This window comes from Acinetobacter towneri (genome assembly GCF_017498585.1).
In the GTDB taxonomy this organism is placed as follows: Bacteria; Pseudomonadota; Gammaproteobacteria; order Pseudomonadales; family Moraxellaceae; genus Acinetobacter; species Acinetobacter towneri.
On record NZ_CP071766.1, the window covers coordinates 1134321 to 1153505 of the forward strand.

21 protein-coding genes and 1 pseudogene are annotated in these 19185 nt (G+C 43.1%); 14 read left to right on the forward strand and 8 right to left on the reverse strand.

The genetic code is table 11. The annotated features are described in order from the left end of the window. The first annotated feature begins 1 nt into the window (after nt 1). Both J4G44_RS05395 and ligA read left to right on the forward strand, forming a co-directional pair. Nucleotides 2-1051 (forward strand): cell division protein ZipA C-terminal FtsZ-binding domain-containing protein, encoded by a 1050-nt coding sequence (locus tag J4G44_RS05395; protein ID WP_179988528.1) that lies wholly within the window; start codon nt 2-4, stop codon nt 1049-1051. Nucleotides 1052-1235: 184 nt separating this feature from the next. Then, on the forward strand, nt 1236-3272 hold the full coding sequence (gene ligA / locus J4G44_RS05400; protein ID WP_004972359.1) for an NAD-dependent DNA ligase LigA: 2037 nt from the start codon (nt 1236-1238) through the stop codon (nt 3270-3272). Between the two features lie 88 nt (nt 3273-3360). On the opposite strand, the gene J4G44_RS05405 is transcribed toward ligA, so the two are convergent. Then, nucleotides 3361-4422, reverse strand: coding sequence for an SDR family oxidoreductase (locus J4G44_RS05405; protein ID WP_004972358.1), 1062 nt, complete (start codon nt 4420-4422; stop codon nt 3361-3363). A 324-nt stretch (nt 4423-4746) separates the two neighbouring features. Here J4G44_RS05405 and ftn point away from each other — a divergent pair, with 324 nt between their 5' ends. The 6 genes from ftn (at nt 4747) to bioD (ending at nt 10133) form a co-directional block, all read left to right on the forward strand. Then, the gene (gene ftn, locus J4G44_RS05410; RefSeq protein WP_004972356.1) at nt 4747-5211 is read left to right on the forward strand and encodes a heteropolymeric bacterioferritin subunit Ftn; all 465 of its coding nucleotides are present in this window, start codon (nt 4747-4749) and stop codon (nt 5209-5211) included. Between the two features lie 188 nt (nt 5212-5399). After that, on the forward strand, nt 5400-6131 hold the full coding sequence (locus J4G44_RS05415) for an alpha/beta hydrolase family protein (protein WP_096902085.1): 732 nt from the start codon (nt 5400-5402) through the stop codon (nt 6129-6131). A 99-nt stretch (nt 6132-6230) separates the two neighbouring features. Then, on the forward strand, nt 6231-7514 hold the full coding sequence (gene bioA, locus J4G44_RS05420; protein WP_207973949.1) for an adenosylmethionine--8-amino-7-oxononanoate transaminase: 1284 nt from the start codon (nt 6231-6233) through the stop codon (nt 7512-7514). Further along, a complete protein-coding gene (locus tag J4G44_RS05425; protein ID WP_004972348.1) occupies nt 7511-8668 on the forward strand; it encodes an 8-amino-7-oxononanoate synthase in 1158 nt (385 codons plus the stop codon). Before bioA ends, J4G44_RS05425 begins: the two co-directional genes overlap by 4 nt. An 8-nt stretch (nt 8669-8676) precedes the next feature. Further along, a complete protein-coding gene (gene bioC, locus J4G44_RS05430) occupies nt 8677-9486 on the forward strand; it encodes a malonyl-ACP O-methyltransferase BioC (RefSeq protein ID WP_136144801.1) in 810 nt (269 codons plus the stop codon). After that, nucleotides 9483-10133, forward strand: coding sequence for a dethiobiotin synthase (gene bioD / locus J4G44_RS05435; protein ID WP_207973914.1), 651 nt, complete (start codon nt 9483-9485; stop codon nt 10131-10133). The genes bioC and bioD overlap by 4 nt, the downstream gene beginning before the upstream one ends. A gap of 404 nt (nt 10134-10537) precedes the next feature. Here the strand turns inward: bioD and rluB are convergent. The 6 genes and pseudogenes from rluB to J4G44_RS05465 form a co-directional block, all read right to left on the reverse strand. Next, nucleotides 10538-11458: pseudogene (gene rluB, locus J4G44_RS05440) on the reverse strand (23S rRNA pseudouridine(2605) synthase RluB); the annotation flags it as partial. A 41-nt stretch (nt 11459-11499) separates the two neighbouring features. Next, on the reverse strand, nt 11500-12093 hold the full coding sequence (scpB, locus tag J4G44_RS05445; protein WP_154320996.1) for an SMC-Scp complex subunit ScpB: 594 nt from the start codon (nt 12091-12093) through the stop codon (nt 11500-11502). Beyond that, nucleotides 12090-12884: a segregation and condensation protein A gene (locus J4G44_RS05450; protein WP_179989214.1), complete on the reverse strand. Its 795-nt coding sequence runs from the start codon at nt 12882-12884 to the stop codon at nt 12090-12092. Before J4G44_RS05450 ends, scpB begins: the two co-directional genes overlap by 4 nt. Nucleotides 12885-13111: 227 nt before the next feature. Then, complete coding sequence (locus J4G44_RS05455) at nt 13112-13384, reverse strand: hypothetical protein (protein WP_180059940.1); 273 nt, start codon at nt 13382-13384, stop codon at nt 13112-13114. Between the two features lie 68 nt (nt 13385-13452). Continuing rightward, nucleotides 13453-14070 (reverse strand): L-threonylcarbamoyladenylate synthase, encoded by a 618-nt coding sequence (locus tag J4G44_RS05460; protein ID WP_207973916.1) that lies wholly within the window; start codon nt 14068-14070, stop codon nt 13453-13455. A 91-nt stretch (nt 14071-14161) separates the two neighbouring features. Further along, nucleotides 14162-14824 carry an elongation factor P hydroxylase gene (locus J4G44_RS05465; RefSeq protein WP_207973917.1) on the reverse strand — a complete coding sequence of 221 codons (663 nt, stop codon included), beginning with the start codon at nt 14822-14824 and terminating at the stop codon, nt 14162-14164. Nucleotides 14825-14922: 98 nt separating this feature from the next. Between J4G44_RS05465 and J4G44_RS05470 the strand changes: the two genes are divergently transcribed. From J4G44_RS05470 to lysM, 6 genes are all read left to right on the forward strand, one after another. Further along, entirely contained in the window at nt 14923-15480 is a 558-nt protein-coding gene (locus J4G44_RS05470) for a YceD family protein (RefSeq protein WP_179993626.1), read from the forward strand. Nucleotides 15481-15556: 76 nt separating this feature from the next. After that, nucleotides 15557-15742 (forward strand): 50S ribosomal protein L32, encoded by a 186-nt coding sequence (gene rpmF / locus J4G44_RS05475; protein ID WP_000290730.1) that lies wholly within the window; start codon nt 15557-15559, stop codon nt 15740-15742. Between the two features lie 204 nt (nt 15743-15946). Then, the gene (fabD, locus tag J4G44_RS05480) at nt 15947-16933 is read left to right on the forward strand and encodes an ACP S-malonyltransferase (protein ID WP_207973918.1); all 987 of its coding nucleotides are present in this window, start codon (nt 15947-15949) and stop codon (nt 16931-16933) included. Then, nucleotides 16930-17664, forward strand: a complete 735-nt coding sequence (gene fabG / locus J4G44_RS05485; protein ID WP_019837736.1) for a 3-oxoacyl-ACP reductase FabG — start codon at nt 16930-16932, stop codon at nt 17662-17664. Before fabD ends, fabG begins: the two co-directional genes overlap by 4 nt. Before the next feature lie 83 nt (nt 17665-17747). Next, nucleotides 17748-17984 (forward strand): acyl carrier protein, encoded by a 237-nt coding sequence (gene acpP, locus J4G44_RS05490; protein ID WP_001279871.1) that lies wholly within the window; start codon nt 17748-17750, stop codon nt 17982-17984. A gap of 248 nt (nt 17985-18232) precedes the next feature. After that, on the forward strand, nt 18233-18706 hold the full coding sequence (gene lysM / locus J4G44_RS05495) for a peptidoglycan-binding protein LysM (RefSeq protein WP_207973919.1): 474 nt from the start codon (nt 18233-18235) through the stop codon (nt 18704-18706). Between the two features lie 3 nt (nt 18707-18709). On the opposite strand, the gene J4G44_RS13565 is transcribed toward lysM, so the two are convergent. Continuing rightward, nucleotides 18710-19162, reverse strand: a complete 453-nt coding sequence (locus J4G44_RS13565; RefSeq protein ID WP_228291707.1) for a hypothetical protein — start codon at nt 19160-19162, stop codon at nt 18710-18712. Nucleotides 19163-19185: the final 23 nt, after the last annotated feature.

Consider the following 19185-nt stretch of genomic DNA (forward strand, 5'->3'; position numbering starts at 1 on the left):
TATGGAAATCACCACAATCGTTGGAATTGTCATCGCTATTGTGATCATGGCGTTTGGTTTGAAAATGATTCTAAAAAAACCTGTAGATTCAGCGCCATCCTTAGATTCGGAGCTGCAATTTAATGCAGAAAGCCAAAAACCGATTATTCCACGCCATGTACGTGACCAATTGCAAAGCGACGCTACGCCACCGCGTGTGGAGCCGACTTTAACGGTAGATGAAGTTACGCAAGATGCGCCTGCCAAGTCTGAACCACAGGCTTTAACGGATGATGTCGTGGCTTCTTCAAGCACAGAAACTGACAAAGTTGAACCGAGTTTGCAGGCAAATACAGAAAATTCTGAGCTTGATCCATCCACAACGATATCGAAGTCTGAAGTTGCACAAGACACGCCAAGCCCGACAGCGACAACTTCAGAATATTCATTATCGGATGAAATTCAGCAAGTGATTGTAGAAACTGAACCGAATGCGCAGACTGTCGAGCAAAACAAAGCTTCGACTGAATACAGCCTGAATCAACACATTGAAACTGCCGAAATTTCAGAATTTAATGAAGAAAGCAGCATTTTAGATTCGCATTTGCATGAACAAAAAATCATGGATGAAGAAAGTGCCTTGGCAACCGCTGAATCTTTTATCGCGCTGAATGTCTTCCCTGAACGTCGCATACTTTCGGGCGATAAAGCCTTAAAAGTCTTGATGAAATATGGTTTACGTTTCGGTGAAATGTCATGTTTCCATCGCTATAACGAAGATGGCACTAAATTATTATTTTCAGTTTTACAAATTAATGATGAAGGCGCAGATGGTTTTGATTTAGAAACTTTATCGAGCGAACAAGTTAAAGGTTTAGCGTTCTTCCTCGCTTTGCCGCACAGCGATGTGCAAAATGCCTTTGATACCATGGTCAGCATTTCAGGACTGATTGCACGTGAAATTGATGGAACGGTCTATGACCAAAACCATTTAGAGTTTACTCCACAATTACGTGAACACTGGCGTCATCAGGCGATAGATTATCGTGCTGGTCAGGCAAGTCATGTCTAGAATTGCGATCTCGTACTGGGTATAAGCTACGTCAAGTGTTTGGCAAATGAACTGAGTGCAGTAGGATAAATTGCAACTTTGCAGCCGCATTTTTATAATGTGCGCAGCAATACAAGCTGTAGCATGCGCTACATAGAAAAAATTGAAGGGCGGAACAAGACCGCCCTTTTTTATGGTGGAAAATATGTCTGTAGATTTAACCGTCGTGGCACAAATGCGTCAATTGATTCAACTGCTTGCCAAGCACAATCATGCCTATTATGTGATGGATCAACCGACAATTGCAGACAGTGAATATGATCAGCTTTTCCATCAACTAAAAGCGTTGGAACAACAGTATCCAGATTTAGTTCAACCCGATACACCGACCAATAAAGTCGGTGGCACACCTTTGGCAAAGTTCACCACGGTTACACATGCTGTGCCAATGTTGTCTTTAGGCAATGTGTTTAATCAGGAAGAATTATTTGCCTTTGCAAGACGTGTCGAAGAGCGTTTGCCCAACCAAAATATTGAATACGATGTCGAACTCAAATTTGATGGTTTGGCGATTTCACTTTGGTATGAACATGGTGTTTTAGTGCGTGGTGTGACCCGTGGTGATGGGGAAACAGGGGAAGACATTACCCACAACGTCAAAACTATCCGCAATTTACCGAAAGTTTTGAGTGCGACAGAAACGGCTATTCCTGAATTTTTGGAAGTGCGTGGTGAAGTGTTGATGCCAAAACTTGGTTTTGAAAAACTCAATGCGGCCAATACAGCCAAAGGTGAAAAAACCTTTGCCAATCCACGCAATGCAGCAGCAGGCAGTTTGCGTCAGTTAGACCCGAATATTGCGGCTTCACGTCCTTTAGCATTCTATGCTTATGGCATTGCGCAATGTGTGCCGCCTCATGGACAAAGCACCATGTCCGACAGTTTGGCATGGTTGGGGCAGTTTGGTTTTGAAATTGGCGAACGTCATTTTGTCTGCAAGAGCATTCAAGATGTTCAGGCGGCCTATGAGCAAATTAACCTTGAGCGTCCGAATTTAAGCGTTGAAATTGATGGCATGGTGGTCAAGGTCAATGACTTGAAACAGCAACAGCAATTGGGCTTTTTAAGTCGTGAGCCGCGCTGGGCGACTGCCTATAAATTCCCTGCAGTTGCCGCTTTAACCACCATTGAAAATATTGATTGGCAAGTGGGGCGCACAGGTACGTTGACGCCTGTGGCACGTTTAAACCCCGTTGCGGTAGGTGGTGTGACGGTATCCAATGTTACTTTGCATAATATTGGTGAAATTCACCGTTTGGATGTGCGTTTAGGCGATACGGTCAGTGTTTACCGTAGTGGTGATGTGATTCCCAAAGTTGAAAAAGTCTGGCCTGAATTTCGCCTTGCCGATGCGCAAGAAGTGCATTTACCTGAACAATGCCCTGTGTGTGATTCGCCTGTGGTGATGCCTGAAGGTGAGGCTTTGGCGCGTTGTTCAGGCGGTTTGTATTGTGCGGCACAGCGTATTGAAGCGATTCGTCATTTTGTGTCACGTAAAGCCATGGATATTGAAGGTTTGGGTGATCGTTGGGTGGAGTCATTACTGCATCTGAACTTGCTACAAAATGTGGCTGATATTTATCATTTACACGAACACCGCGACACTTTGCTCGGCATTGAAAAAATGGGTGAGAAGTCGGTTCAAAACTTGATTGACTCGATTGAAAACAGCAAAAAAACTACTTTGGCTGCGTTTATTTATGCCTTGGGAATTCGTGGTGTGGGCGAAACCACCGCGCGGATGCTTGCCAATACTTTTCAGACTTTAGAGGCTTTGCGTGAAGCTGATTTAGAAGCGTTAAAGAAAACTCCAGATGTGGGAGATATTACGGCAGAATGGATTTTGGACTTTTTCCAAGCGCCGCATAATTTAGAAGTGTTGGATCGTTTATTAGCTGCAGGCATTCATTGGGATGCTCCGATTGCACCGACACGTCAGCCTTTGAATGGTGAAAGTTGGGTGATTACAGGGACGTTGAGCCAAATGGGACGCGATGAAGCGACTCAGTTGTTGCAGGCTTTGGGTGCACGGGTGAGTGGTAGTGTTTCGGGTAAAACCAAATGTGTCGTGGCGGGTGAGAAAGCTGGCTCAAAGCTGGAAAAAGCCGAGAAGTTGGGTGTGCAAGTCATGAATGAAGCTGAGTTTATTCAGCTGATGCAGGAATATGGTGTGCTTGAATAAGCATCTCTAGGCATTGTTGATCTGATTTAAGTACAAAGGCACTTCAACGATGAAGTGCCTTAGTTTTTCGCTTAGAGATGCCGAGGACTTAGCGTTTCTTTACAATCCCATCATCAATGAGTTGCTGAAAATGTTCGACTAGACTGGTTTCAATATTGCGGTAGTGCATGCCCAATTCACGCTGACTTTTTTCCGCATTAAAATAAATTGGGTAGCCCATATTCAGTTCCACAAATTTACGGGAAAAACCAAGTAGAGGGCCAAAGGCTTTAAAGGCAAATTTAGGTAACTGATTGCGTGGGAAAGGGTATTTACGTCCAAAGTGCTGCGCTAAAATTTTGCCCATTTCCAATAAGCTGAGTGTGCCACCGCTAATAATATAGCGACCTTCAGCAGCAGGGTTGAATGCGGCCTGAATGTGAGCATCGGCAACATCACGCACATCGACAATGCCATTCCACATAGCAGGGACACCTGCCAAGGTCATACCGTTGGCAAACTGCAATAACACTTCCACGCTGCCCGATTGGGTGTTTTTGGTCAACGATGGGCCAAGCACCAAAGCAGGGTTGATACAGACCAAATCCCAGCGGTTTTGTGCCTTTGCCATTTCCCAAGCTTTGCGTTCGGCTGCCACTTTTGAATAAGGATAAGGCTGATGCTCAGGGCTGCTGCTAGTATTCCAGTGACTTTCATCAAAGCGATTATTGGCCGTATTTAAAATATCAATCGCATCGCCGTAGGTTGCAGCAATACTTGAAGTCACCACTACACGCTTTACCGATGCAGTACGATTAACGCTGTTTAATACATTTTCGGTGCCTATGACGGCAGGTTCAATAATGTCTTTAACTGCATCTTTATAATTGGTGACCACAAAAGGCGAGGCCATGTGCAGCACGATTTCACAACCTTGCATGGCGGCATCAAAAGCACCTTCTTCAAGTAAGTTGGCTTGGAATAATTGTAAGTTGCCTGTGCTTTTTGCCGCGATATCAGTCAGATGTTGAAAACTGTGGGTTTTATTCAGATCACGCACCGTCGCGTGTACGGTATGTCCTTGTTCAAGCAGGTTTTTAATGACCCAACTGGCAATATAGCCTGTTGCGCCTGTGACTAAAATGGGTGCAGATGTATTTAGATTTGTCATTATTTTAAGAAAGTGATGGAACTCGTTACTATCATAAAGCAGCTGGGTTTTAAAATCCGCTTTTTAGGCGTTTTTTACGATACTTGAGCGTCAAAGTATGGTTTATTTCAATATTTACAAAATGATGCAAAATCATTGTATTGTCATTTTTAAAGCTAAGTTTTGCCAAGCAGTTGTTTTATATATGGGAATTTTTAAGTTATATTGCAAATGCGTATGTTTCTCATTTTAATTTTATAAAAATCATGGGTTTACAATAATTAACTTTTGCAATTTTGCCTGAATGTGTCCATAATGACTGGATTAAGAAAGGGAGTACAGCAAATGCGTGGCAATCCAGAAGTCGTAGACTATTTAAATATGTTGATTGGTGGCGAACTGGCTGCTCGCGATCAATACCTGATTCATTCGCGTATGTATGAAGATTGGGGTTTAAGCAAAATTTTTGAGCGCATTGACCATGAAATGCAGGAAGAAGCGCAGCATGCCGATGCTTTAATTCGTCGTGTATTGTTCCTTGAAGGCACTCCAAATATGCAGCGCGATGACATCGACGTGGGTGAAGATGTGGTGTCTTGCTTAAAAGCCGATTTAAAACTGGAATACGAAGTACGTGAAAAATTGGCGCAAGGCGTAAAATTGTGTGAAGAAAAAGGCGATTATGTCAGCCGTGATATGTTGCGTCAGCAAATGACCGACACAGAAGAAGATCATACGTACTGGTTGGAAAAACAATTACGTTTAATTGAATTGATTGGTTTACAAAACTACATTCAATCGCAAATGTAATCTGATCAAAGCAAAATAGACCAAAACCCGATTTATGATAAGTCGGGTTTTTTTATAGATCGGTTTTTATAGATTGGCTTTTTTATATCAATTGGTTTTTTTAAGGATGTATCTTGGTGCTTTGCAGATGTCGATTGAGCCGATTCAGTATTATACTGAGGTGATTTTCTAACTTGAGAGCAAGCCACGTGCAACAACAGATTTTATTGATTACAGGCTGGGGCGGTGGTACTGCACTCTTAAATCCGTTACAGCAAGCCTTAACTGCACAAGGTTTTCGGGTTGAGCTCATCAATATTTTTAACGCTACTGATGCTCAAGTCATGCAGCAACAGGTTGAATTTGCACGTCAGTTTGATGTAATTATGGGCTGGTCACTGGGTGGGCAATTGGCAACGCTACTGGTCGATGCGATTGCCAGCCAATATGCAGGATATAAAACCTTAATTACCATTGCATCCAATCCGTGTTTTGTTGCACAAGCCGATTGGGATACCGCTATGCCACAAGCCACGTTTGCCCAGTTTAAACAATCTTTTGCACAAGACCCAATTCTGACCCTAAAGCGTTTTGGTTTTATGGTGTGTCAGGGTGTCACTAGTAGTAAAACCGACCTATTACAATTACAAAGTTTGGTTCAGCCACAGCCGCAATCTTTGCTTCAACACGGTTTGGATTTATTGGAAAACTTAAACTTGGTGACTAAGCTTAAAAATTATACAGGTCTGCAGTATCATCTTTTTGCCGAGCAGGATGTTTTAGTTGATTGCAAAGTTGCAGCTAAACTGCAAAATTTAGCTGCAAAGTTTTTAAGCGTAGATGTTTTGCAAGGCTCGCATGGGCTGCCATTGTTCCATGCCGATGAGTTGACTAGCAAAATCTGCCAATATTTACAGAAAAACCCGCCAACAGGTCCATAAGTGACAAATCTCGCAATTTATTTTATCTGTAGACAGGTTTAAGATTTAGCACATCAAGTTTTTTACAAGATCAAGGATGATGGTGGGATGACAGAACAGATGGATTTGGCTTTTGATCGTGAACATCTTTGGCATCCTTACACCTCTATGACTCAGCCCTTAACAACCTTTAAGGTTAAGCGGGCATTTGGCAGCACCATTGAACTTGAAGATGGTCGCCAGTTGATTGATGGCATGTCATCGTGGTGGTGTGCGATTCATGGCTACAACCATCCTAAACTGAACCGTGCTGTGACCGAGCAACTCGACAGTATGGCGCATATCATGTTTGGTGGATTGACCCATCGTCCTGCTATTGAGTTAGGGCGTTTGCTGCTCGAAATTACCCCACCGAGTTTAGATAAAATTTTTTATGCAGATTCAGGTTCAGTTGCTGTTGAAGTGGCGCTGAAAATGGCGGTGCAATACTGGACAGCACAAGGCAAAACCGAGAAAACCAATTTTATTACCACCCGTTCTGGCTATCATGGCGATACATGGAATGCCATGTCGGTTTGTGATCCTGTTACAGGGATGCATCAGGTTTTTGGCTCAAGTTTGGCGCGTCGTTATTTTGTATCTGCACCACAAACAGGTTTTGACCAAGAGTGGAATCCTGCCGATATTGCAGAATTGGCGCAAAGTTTGGCCGAGCATCATCAGCAGGTTGCTGCCATGATTATTGAGCCGATTGTGCAAGGTGCAGGCGGCATGCGCTTTTATCATCCTGAATATTTGCGTCAAGCCAAATTGCTCTGTGAACAATATGATGTGTTGTTAATTTTTGATGAAATTGCCACAGGTTTTGGGCGTACAGGCAAGTTGTTTGCATGGGAACATGCACAGGTCGAACCCGATATTATGTGTATCGGCAAAGGGCTGACAGGCGGTTATATGACCTTGTCTGCCACATTGACCACGAAGCATGTTGCAGAAACGATTTCGCAAGGTGAGGCAGGTGTGTTTATGCATGGCCCGACCTTTATGGCAAATCCACTGGCCTGCGCGGTTGCAGTAAAAAGTACCCAATTATTATTAGAACAAGACTGGCAAGCCAATATTCAACGTATACAACAGCAACTTGAACAGCATTTAACACCATTGGCTAATTTGGCATGGGTGCAGGATGTGCGAGTTTTAGGTGCAATTGGTGTGGTAGAACTTAAACATGCTGTCGATATGCAAAGCCTGCAACAAGAATTTGTGCAACGCGGTATTTGGGTGCGTCCATTTGGTAAATTGGTTTATGTGATGCCGCCGTATGTGATTACAGCAGCAGAACTAAATACTTTATTGCAGCAATTGGCTGAGGTGGTGACAGGTATGCAAGGAGCGAGCGCATGAGTTTACTCGATCACTATGCAGAACAGCTTGATCAGCTTCGCCAACAGGGCAATTTTCGTCAATTTCGCAGCAATCAGCAGCAAGGTAAAACAATTGAAATTCAGCAACAGCAGATGCTGAATTTATCTTCCAATGATTATTTGGGTTTAGCCTCTGATTTGCGCTTACGTGAACAGTTTTTTGATGAAACGCCCAATGCACAGCGTTTAATGAGTGCATCTTCATCACGTTTGCTGACTGGAAATTTCCCTGCCTATGAACAGCTTGAAGCCACATTAACGCAATTATTTCATGGGCGAGCTGCCTTGCTGTTTAATAGCGGCTATCACATGAATATTGGTATTTTACCTGCATTGGCAGATGCGAAAACCCTAATTTTGGCCGATAAACTGGTACATGCCAGCATGATTGATGGCATTCGTTTGTCATCTGCAAAATATTTGCGTTATCGGCATAATGATTTGGCACATTTGCAGCAATTGCTGACGCAATATCATGCCGATGATAATTATGAACGCATTATTGTGGTGACTGAATCCATTTTTAGTATGGATGGTGATGAAACTGATTTAGCCGCATTGGTCGCGCTGAAACAGCATTTTGCCAAAGTCATGTTATATGTCGATGAAGCACATGCGATTGGCGTACGTGGGCAGCAAGGTTTAGGTTGTGCCGAACAATATGGCGTGATTGATGCCATTGATTTTCTGGTTGGGACGTTTGGCAAAGCCGTTGCTTCAGTTGGGGGATATTTGATCTGTGATCCGATTATCCGTGATTACCTAATTAATCGGATGCGCCCGCTAATTTTTAGTACCGCACAGCCACCTATTTGTATGGCGTGGACGCAGTTTATGCTGAATCAGATTGTGCACATGCAGGCACAGCGTCAGCATTTGGCGGCCTTGAGCCAATCTATACAGCAGGGGATTCAGGCCAAAGGTTTTGCTTGCCCATCAACTTCGCAAATTGTACCTGTGATTATTGGCGACTCTACTGCAACTGTAAGCAAAGCCCGACAGTTACAGACTGCAGGTTTTTATGTGATGCCTGTACGTCCACCGACTGTGCCGCAAGGCAGTTCAAGACTGCGGATTTGTTTAAATACGCAATTTGAAACGGCAGATTTAACACAGTTACTGGATTTGCTTTGAGTGTGCGTATGCGTATAGATAAGGCACAAGTGGCACAGCGTTTTGCCCGCGCTCATCAGAGTTATAAAACGCATGCCGTGGTACAGCAGCAAATTTGTCAGCAGTTAATGGCAAAAATGCAGCAATATATTGTGCAGCAAAAGTTGTCAGATCAACCTCAGCCTTGCTTTGAAAACGTCTTGGAAATCGGCTGTGGTTCAGGGAATTTAACCGACTTGCTACTGCGTGAATTTCAAATTCAACAGCTGACTTTAAATGATTTATATGCCGAAGTGTTGCATGCGTATCTGCATCATCCTCAAACAACTAGTACGCAAATACATGGCTTAATTGGCGATATAGAACAGCTCGATTTTCCGCAGTCTTTGGATTTAATTTGTTCGAGTTCGGCTTTGCAATGGGTGGAAGATTTTGGAGCATTATTGTGCAAGGCGAATCAAGCGTTAAAGCCGCAAGGGTATTTGTGCTTTTCGACGTTTGGCCCTCAAAACTTGACTGAAATTAAGCAATTAACAGGTCAAGGCTTACATTATTTGAGTATGGATGCGTTACAACAACAGCTTAAACAGCAGGGCTTTGAAGTATTACACTGTTCAGAGCAGCTTGAATCATTAAGTTTTGAACATCCCAAACAGATTTTGCAGCATTTAAAAGCCACGGGTGTCACGGGTACAGCGCAAGGGCAGCGTTGGAACAAAACGACTTTAACCGAATTTTATCGGGGCTATGAACAGTTTAGTCAGCAGCATAGCTCACAGCAAAAAAGTTATACGCTCACGTATCATCCTATTTATTGTCTTGCACGGAGAATGCCATGACAGCTCAAGTTTATTTTGTGAGTGGTATTGATACAGGGATTGGTAAAACCTATGCCACAGGTTATTTGGCCAAGACCATGAATGGACAGGGTATTCAGACTATTACCCAAAAATTGATTCAAACAGGCAATCAAGACGTTTCAGAAGATATTGAGCAGCATCGTAAAATTATGGGCAGTGAATGGTTGCCTGAAGATGATGACAAACTCACCATGCCTGAAATTTTTAGCTATCCTGCTTCACCGCATTTGGCTACACAAATTGATGGTCGTGAGATTGACTTTGCTAAAATTGAGGCTGCGACTGCGCAACTGGCAGCAAAGTATGATGCAGTATTATTAGAAGGTGCGGGTGGACTCATGGTGCCGCTGACCACAGACCTACTCACCATCGACTATATTGAGCAAAAACAATATCCTGTTATTTTGGTGAGTTCTGGGCGTTTGGGCAGTATTAACCACACTTTGCTCAGTTTGGAAGCTTTAAAAACACGTGGTTTGAATTTACATGCATTGGCATATAATTTGAACGATGAATCACAAGACCCTTTAATTTCGCAGGATACTGCCAAATATTTAAAAAATTATTTGTTAAAAAGCTTTCCAAAAGCACAGTGGATTGAAATTCCTGTATTGCCAAATATTTAATTTTTATTATTTTTTGTCCAACCAATTTGCCCAATAAAAAAGCCACACATGAACGTGTGGCTTTTTATCAATTTGGCGTATTTCAGCTTTTAGAATTTTTTAAAGCTTTTATTGCCAAACGGTTTGCGTGGTGCATTTTCGTCACGACGTTCACGGTTGCCGTAGCTGTTGCCATCCTGACGTGGTTCACGGTTGCTGTAGCTGTTACCATCCTGACGTGGTTCGCGGTTGCCATAGCTGTTACCGTCTTGGCGACGCTCACGGTTGCCATAGCTATTGCCGTCTTGGCGACGTTCGCGGTTGCCATAGCTGTTACCATCTTGACGACGCTCACGGTTGCCGTAACTGTTACCGTCTTGGCGTGGTTCGCGGTTGCCGTAACTGTTACCGTCTTGGCGTGGTTCGCGGTTGCCGTAACTGTTACCGTCCTGACGACGTTCACGCGGTTCAAAACCTGTGTTTTGTGCAGCTTCTTCGGTGTCACGACGTTGCTGACGCAAGAAACCACCACGACGTGCTGCCAATGGTTTTTCTTGCATACGCTCATTGCGACGTTTTGCCATGCCGTACAAACCTGTGCCTTGACGTGGTTTTAATTCAACTGCTTTGGCAAGGTTGTCGATGTCATTTTTATCCAATTCCATCCAGCGACCTGTACGCAATTCACGCGGTAAAATTACCGTGCCGTAACGGGTACGCAATAGACGGCTGACTTTCAGACCTTGTGATTCAAAAATACGACGAACTTCGCGGTTACGACCTTCTTTTACCACCACTTGATACCAGCGGTTAATACCATCACCGCCAATTTCAGAGAAAGATTCAAACTTGGCAGGGCCATCATCTAGCACTACGCCGCGCAGCATGTTGTTTTTCAGTTGTGGTGTCACTTCACCCATCACACGAACTGCATATTCACGTTCAATTTCGTTCGATGGGTGCATTAAACGGTTGGCTAATTCACCATCGTTGGTGAATAGCAATAAACCTGTCGAGTTAATGTCCAGACGACCAACCATTACCCAACGATCATTGGCAATTGCAGGCAGGTTATCAAATACAGTTGGGCGCTGCTCTGGGTCGTTGCGTGAGCAAATTTCGCCTTCTGGTTTGTAGTAAATCAGAACGCGACGACGAATTTCATCTTCAATTTGGAACTGAACTTTACGACCATCGATGCGAAGCTCATCACCTGGTTCGATACGTTCACCCACTTGGGCAACTTGGCCGTTGACACTCACACGACCAGCGGCAATGACTTCTTCCATATAACGGCGAGAACCCAAGCCTACTCGTGCGAGTACCTTTTGCAACTTTTCACTCATGACAGCATAACCTTAGAAATGATCATCAACAGTTTACCTATTCAAGACACAGACGCAGATGCATCGAGTGCCATGAAAGCTTCCTTGGCATCCTGTAGGGGAGGCAATTGACTTAAGGAATTCAAGCCAAACGCATTTAAAAATTGAGGCGTTGTAACCAACAACGCAGGTCTTCCTGGGAGTTCTCGGAAACCTGATTCTTTAATCCAGTTCCAATCAAACAATGTGCGTAAAATTTGACTATTGTTTGATACTCCGCGAATTTGTTCAATATCTGCTCGGGTCACAGGTTGGTGGTAGGCAATCACCGCCAGTATTTCTAGCAGTGAGGGCGAAAGTCGGGTCGGACGTTCAGGCCACACCTGTGTAATAATTGTACGATACTTTGCCCGCACCTGAAAACGGAAACCTTGTGCGGTTTCGATCAGTTCAATCGAGCGACCATGTTGTAACATGGCCAATTGTTGTAAAAACTGGCGTAATTGCGCTTTGCTATATTTATCTTGAAAAGCTTCTTTCAGACGCGCTAAAGACACAGCACTGTCACTGGCAAAAATAATTGCTTCGAGTTGCATCAGCACTTCATGCTGTTGTTCGCCTTCAGACAAGCTAGAAATCATGGGTTCTGGATTCATGCCTGCGCCCCTTGAATGCTCAATGGTGTTTCAATCCCACTGCTGATAATGCACACTTTTTGCTGGCGAGTCAGTTCTAAAATCGCCATAAAGGTCACAACCATGCCCATGCGTCCCTGACTTGGTTTTAGCAACGCATCAAAACTCAGTACTTCACCCGATGCGAGTTTGGCTTCAATAAATGCAATCCGTTCTTCAAGTAAAACAGGTTCTTGCAAAATTTGATGGGTGACAGGTTCAGGACGATTAAAAATGCAGAACAAGGCATCACGTAATTGATCGGCTGCATAGCCGACATTATTGACTGCGGTATGCCCTAAGCTAACATTGGTAGCAAAAGTATCGCGTTCTAAAACAGGCATTTGCCCCAAGCGTTCAGCTGCTTGTTTGACTCTTAAATAGGTTTCTAAACGGTCAATCAGCTCTTGTTTTGGGTCTTTTTCAATGCTGCTGATACTGGCAGGTTTAGGCAACAATAGGCGGGATTTTAAATCGGCCAGTAATGCCGCCATCACCATATAATCGGCAGTCAGTTCAATATTTAGCGATTTCATGGCATCCATATACGACAAATATTGCGATGCAATCGGGGCAATATCTAACTGAAGTAAATCGAAGCCATTTTTTTGAATCAGGTAAATTAAAAAGTCGAGTGGTCCTTCGAAATGCTCTAACAGAATTTCAAATGCTGCAGGAGGAATATACAAATCCTCAGGAATCGACTCTTGCCACTCATCTAACACACGAATGTGTTGGGCAGGTTCCATCGCATTGTGGAGGGATTGATTCATTACAGTGTTGGGCCACGCGAATTTTCAAAAGCATGCAAATGCTATTTCCGCTTCAGATAAGAAGGAGATGGAGAAATAGCTCAGAATTAATAGCGGTTAGTCTAAAGGATATCGTGATTGAAATAAATCTGTTCTACGACCAAATATCAAAAAAAGCCTAAAATAAATCGGGATTGAGGGAGATTTAAGGCAAGTTGTAAAAATTAACTCATTCAATCTTTAAGTATTTATTTCTGTTTATTCTGTAATGCGTATTCAATCATTGCCATGCAGCTGTCTTGTAAACACAGATTACGAGTTTGCGATTGCGCTAAAAGTGCTTTACATAGTGCTGCATCTAAAAAGTAAGTATAAGAATCGGGAGGTTCAGGTATTGTTGCTGTGAATGCAGTTTGGGAACACACGATTGCATCGGACTCTAGCGTCCACGGATGTTGCACATAAATGTGCATCTCATCCGAAAACTGCTGCAAATTTAACAATACCTGAAATAAAGTCATGGGTTTAATTCGTGCAAGTAAGGCTTTTAAACCGTAGTGCTGTCAATCGCTTTGCAGGTGGTGAATGCTTATTCAAAAGCACTCACATCTCCCACACCACGACGCACAATTTGCGGGTTGTCGCCCGATAAATCAATAATACTGGTGGTGCTAAGTGTGCCTAAGCCACCATCAATCAGTACATCAATACGTTTGTTGAGTTGTAGATCAATCTCGTATGGATCATCTAAAGGGTCTTCTTGCCCCGGTAAAATCAGGGTGCTGGTCAGTAAAGGTTCGCCTAATTCTTTAAGCAGCATGCGACAAATGGGGTTGCTTGGAATACGCAAACCAATGGTTTTTTTATTGGGATGCATCAAGCGACGCGGAACTTCACTGGTCGCAGGTAAAATAAATGTGGTGACCGCAGGCGTATTGTTTTTCAGTAGACGATATATGGCATTGTCCACTTTGGCGTAGGTGGCAATATCCGATAAATCGGCACAAATAATAGCGTATTGGTGTTTTGCGCCTAAACCACGAATTTGTGAAATGCGTTCCATCGCGTTTTTATTACCAATTTGGCAACCAATCGCATAAGCAGCATCGGTTGGATAGACCACCACATCGCCTGCGCGTATGCGTTCAACCGCTTGGCTGATTAGACGCGGCTGTGGATTTTCAGGATGTACTCTTAAATGCAACATATGAATTCCTCAGTAGCGTAAGTGTGACGTTAGGCTCATTATGAAAGGGGATTGATGTCAGTTGCAATCATTGCCTTGTGCTTTATTGCATTTAATCCAAATTTTTTCGTTCAAACTCTGCAATTTGTAATGTTTTGCCACCTCGGGTGCAGTAACAAATACATTCAATAAAGCGTTTTGCATCGCGTGGTAATTTGGCTTCTCCGTTAAAATAACGCTGTACTTGGGCAAAGACATTGTCTTTAAATGTGCGGCCATCTCCACCTTCACCGGTCAGGTTATCTAAAGATACACGGAATTTTCGTCCAAACGCTTGAGCAAACAGCCATTCAATGGCTTGAGGTTTAATTTCAACCTGTTCAAATAAGGCTTGTTGTTCCTGAGTACGACCATCGGGAGCATACCAATAGCCTAAGTCTGGCAGTAAACGTCGTTGTTCGCCTGCGATGCTCCAATGGCTAATTTCATGTAAGGCACTATTAAAGAAACCATGTGCAAATTGAATTCTTGCAGGCTGTGTTGCTGTGGCAGGAAAGTACTCAGGTTCAAAATCACCTTTGACCAAGTTCACATTTAGGTGGGAAAACCAGTGATTAAAGTGTAAGATGAGCCAGTCCACCTGTTCCGCTTCTGTATTCAGTTTGGCCCAGTCCGAGAGTTGCACTTGGGGGGGCGAAGTGTCAGAATTGGTGGTTGGAAGTGTGCTCACAAGTGATGAAAAATTCACTTCTGTTTGCGGCTGCAACAGATGCATGACTGTGTTACCCAAAATTGGTCTGTCTAAATAAGTACAAAATTGTATCTTAATCTTTGACAGAGTACTGATGAATTTGTAGAATTGCCGCCTTAATTATGTCAGCAAATACCTTTCCGGCACAGATTGAGCCGTTTAAATGGGCTGAACAGGGCTTTACATGGTCAGGTAACCTGCCATTGTCTCGCTTTGCTCGTATCGCCCGTGAAGCTGTTGGATCAATTGATGATCAATTGGTTAACATAGACTGTAAGCTATCAATGGATGCGTATCATCGCATTGCATGGCTAGATGGTCATATTGAAACGAAAGTTCCAATGGAATGCCAGCGTTGCTTGGGTTCTGTAGAAATAGACCTCGTTTCAGATTTTCATCTAGCTCTTGTGGATGATGAGTCACTGATAGAGCGCTTGGATGAGGATGCTGATTTCATTGTATTAGGTGAAAGTGAAGCCACCTGCAAAGGCGATTATGACTCGCCAGCGACGGCTAATTTACTGACACTTATAGAAGATGAATTGTTATTGTTGTTGCCTTTATCTCCTAAGCATGATGCTTGCGAGCATAAGCATCAACCTGCCATTCAGAACATTGCTGAAGAAAAACGTGATAATCCGTTTGATGTTTTGGCAAGTTTGAAAGGTAAACTTAACTGAAAATTATGTTATAATTTCCAGTTAAGACAACTCAATTTGTTCTGATCCATTTTTTCGATCTTTGTAAGGAGCCATCATGGCCGTTCAGCAAAACCGTAAAAGTCGCTCTCGCCGTGACATGCGCCGTTCACATGACGCTTTAACCGAGAATGCATTAACTGTAGACCAAGCTACTGGTGAAACTCATCGTCGTCACCACGTAACTAAAGATGGTTTCTACCGTGGTCGTCAATTATTCGCTAAAGCAGCAGATGCTGAATAATTGGTGATGTATTAAGCGTCAAGCTTAGTAGAAAAAATGGGAGCGTAAGCTCCCTTTTTTTGTGCCCGATTTTTGTTGTATTTGGCAATTACTAAAAGCAAAATTAAGTGTTAAATTTTCGCTCCATAACTGAGCTTACATGAGAAGGTGTGGATTGTAGCTGCTAAAAACTACAATTTGCGCATCTTAATTAAAGGATTTTTTATGTCTGCTAAACGACTCGAGCAAGCAGCTCAAGCCACTAAAACTGCATTTGTCTTTCCTGGTCAAGGCTCACAAAAAGCCGGTATGTTGGCTGAGCTTGCAGAACAGTTTAGCGGTGTGCGCGAAACATTTGCAGAAGCCTCTGAAGCAATTGGCTTTGACTTATGGCACATTGCACAAAGTGGTGAAGGTTTAGACCAAACAGAATTTACTCAGCCGGTATTACTCACTGCAAGTATCGCATTATGGCGTGTGTGGTTAGAGCTGGGTGGTGTTGCACCAAAATACTTGGCAGGGCACTCATTAGGCGAATACAGCGCATTGGTTGCAGCAGGCAGCCTAAGCTTGGGCGATGCAGTCAAATTGGTGAACTTACGTGGTAAGTTAATGCAAAATGCTGTACCACAAGGTCAGGGTGCAATGGCGGCTATTTTGGGTCTAGAAGATGCCAAAGTGCTTGAGCTATGCGAGCAAGTGAATGTGCAAGGTCGTGGCTCGGTAGAAGCAGCGAACTACAATGCCCAAGGGCAAGTGGTCATTGCAGGTGATAAAACTTTAGTCGAAGCTGTAATGGGATTGGCCAAAGAAAATGGTGGTAAAGCCATTGCCCTGCCTGTATCTGTACCTTCGCACTGTTCATTGATGAAACCTGCGGCAGAACAGTTTGCACAAGCTTTGGAACAAACTGCCATTGAGCTACCGCGTATTCCTGTAATACAAAATGTCAACGCTGGAATCGCGGCAGATGTTGCGCAATTAGGTCAGGCACTCACTGCGCAATTGTATCAATCGGTGCAGTGGACACAAACTATGCAATACCTACAAGATCAAGGTATTGAATATATCGTGGAATGTGGGCCAGGCAACGTATTGGCGAATCTTGCGAAGCGTTTACCGAATATCGAAAAAGCATTCCCACTCGACACACAAAGTCGTATGGAAGATGCGCTAAATGCCATTTTGGTGGCAGAAGGGAAAATTGCATGACACAAGAACGTAAAGTTGCATTAGTCACAGGTGCAAGCCGAGGGATTGGGGCCGCCATCGCTCAGCAACTTATTCAAGACGGTTTTTTTGTGGTAGGTACTGCCACTTCTGAAGCGGGCGCAGAAAAATTATCGGCAAGTTTTGCAGAAAACGGTGCAGGTAAAGTTTTAGATGTTCGTGATGGTGCTGCCATTGATGCCTTAGTTTCTGACATTGAACAAAGCTATGGTTCAGTTTTGGTGCTGGTCAACAATGCGGGCATCACCAAAGATAATTTGTTACTGCGTATGTCAGAAGATGATTGGGATGACATTCTCAACATTCACTTAAAGGCCGTTTACCGTTTATCTAAACGTGTCTTGAAAGGCATGACCAAAGCACGTTTTGGACGCATTATTAATATTAGTTCTGTGGTGGCACATTTTGCGAACCCAGGACAAGCCAACTATTCTGCGGCAAAAGCCGGTATTGAGGCATTCAGCCGAAGCCTTGCTAAAGAAATGGGCAGTCGTCAAATTACAGTAAACTCGGTTGCGCCGGGCTTTATTGCAACTGAAATGACAGATCAGTTAAGTGAAGAAATTCGCAAAAAAATGAGTGAGCAAGTGGCATTAAACCGTTTAGGTGATCCACAAGATATCGCAAATGCAGTGAGTTTCTTGGCTTCTGACAAAGCTGGTTACATCACTGGTACAGTGTTACACGTAAATGGTGGTTTATACATGAGCTAAGCTCAAGTATAAACTTTCAAAATTTTATAGATTCAATTAAACTAACGGCATTAAAAACGCCACAAGCAATGAGGAGAATTCCTGTGAGCGATATCGAACAACGCGTTAAACAAGCGGTTGCAGAACAACTTGGTCTTAAAGCTGAAGAAATCAAAAACGAAGCATCTTTTATGGATGACTTAGGTGCTGACTCTTTAGACTTAGTAGAGCTTGTAATGTCTTTCGAAAACGATTTTGACATCACAATCCCAGACGAAGATTCTAACGAAATCACAACAGTTCAATCAGCAATTGACTACGTAACTAAAAAACTTGGTTAATTGTTGATTTCAGCACTGCTGAAATGAAAGCCACCGCAAGGTGGCTTTTTTATGTGCTGGAGTTTTTAAAATAAAACATGAAAAACGGCTTGTTTTTTGAATATGTGATGCAGTTTACATTTTGTTACCAAGCTAATGTCTAATCACAACCGAAGTGGCTTATTTTTTAGTTATAAATAAATGAGAACATCGTGCTCATGCAAATGAGTGACGCTTTATAACAGCAGAAAAGAAAATAGGAGCACCTCATGGGTCTTTTTGATTTTGTAAAAGGGATTGGTAAGAAAAACACAGCACCTGCAGAGCCACAAGCTGCACCAAGCACACCGGCAGAACCTTCTGCACAAGAAATTGCCAACAAACTTTTGGGGCATGTAAAAAGCTTAGGTTTGCCAATTACAGGTTTATCGGTCAGCTATAACGCAACGACAGACTTAGCTACGGTGCGTGGACAGGTAAATAGTCAGGCAGACCGTGAAAAAATTGTTCTTGCGGTAGGTAATATTGACCACGTTGCACAAGTAGATGATCAACTCACCGTTGCAACCCCAGAACAAGAAAGTAAGTTCTATACAGTAAAATCAGGCGATACCTTATCTAAAATTTCTAAAGAGTTTTATGGGGATGCTAACCAATACAACAAAATCTTTGAAGCTAACCGTCCATTATTGAAAAATGCCGATGACATTTTCCCAGGGCAAGTGTTACGTATTCCTGCTTAATTTTCAGTGGTTTGAATAAAAAAAGGCGCGCGATGCGCCTTTCTTTATTTTGTTTATAGCACTGTTCTGTCTGTAGTTGTTCTGCTGCGGGATATTCAGGCGCAGTGGTCTGGTACTCCAATCCATCTTCAGGCTGCATATATGACAACATGGCTTTATAAATTTGATGTCCAAACTGTAAAGCGGTGAGTTGTATGGTGCTAAAACTTGGGCTGTCACGTAAAAGTTCTGTGTGATACAGAATAGGTGCGGTGGCATCGCCAGTATAGAGAAATAAGCATGCAGGCTATACAGAGACTTAGCTGTCAAGTTTGCTGCAGCCATAATACTTTGCGCCAGTAATTGCCCGCCATATACACGCGTGCCAAAGTGCGTTTGGCTTTGTCTAATAAAGTAATGTTCACTTTTTTGTTCTAACTGTAATAAGGCCAGTAAATTTTGGGTGAGGGTGGTCATATTGAGTGGTGCTTTTTATAGAT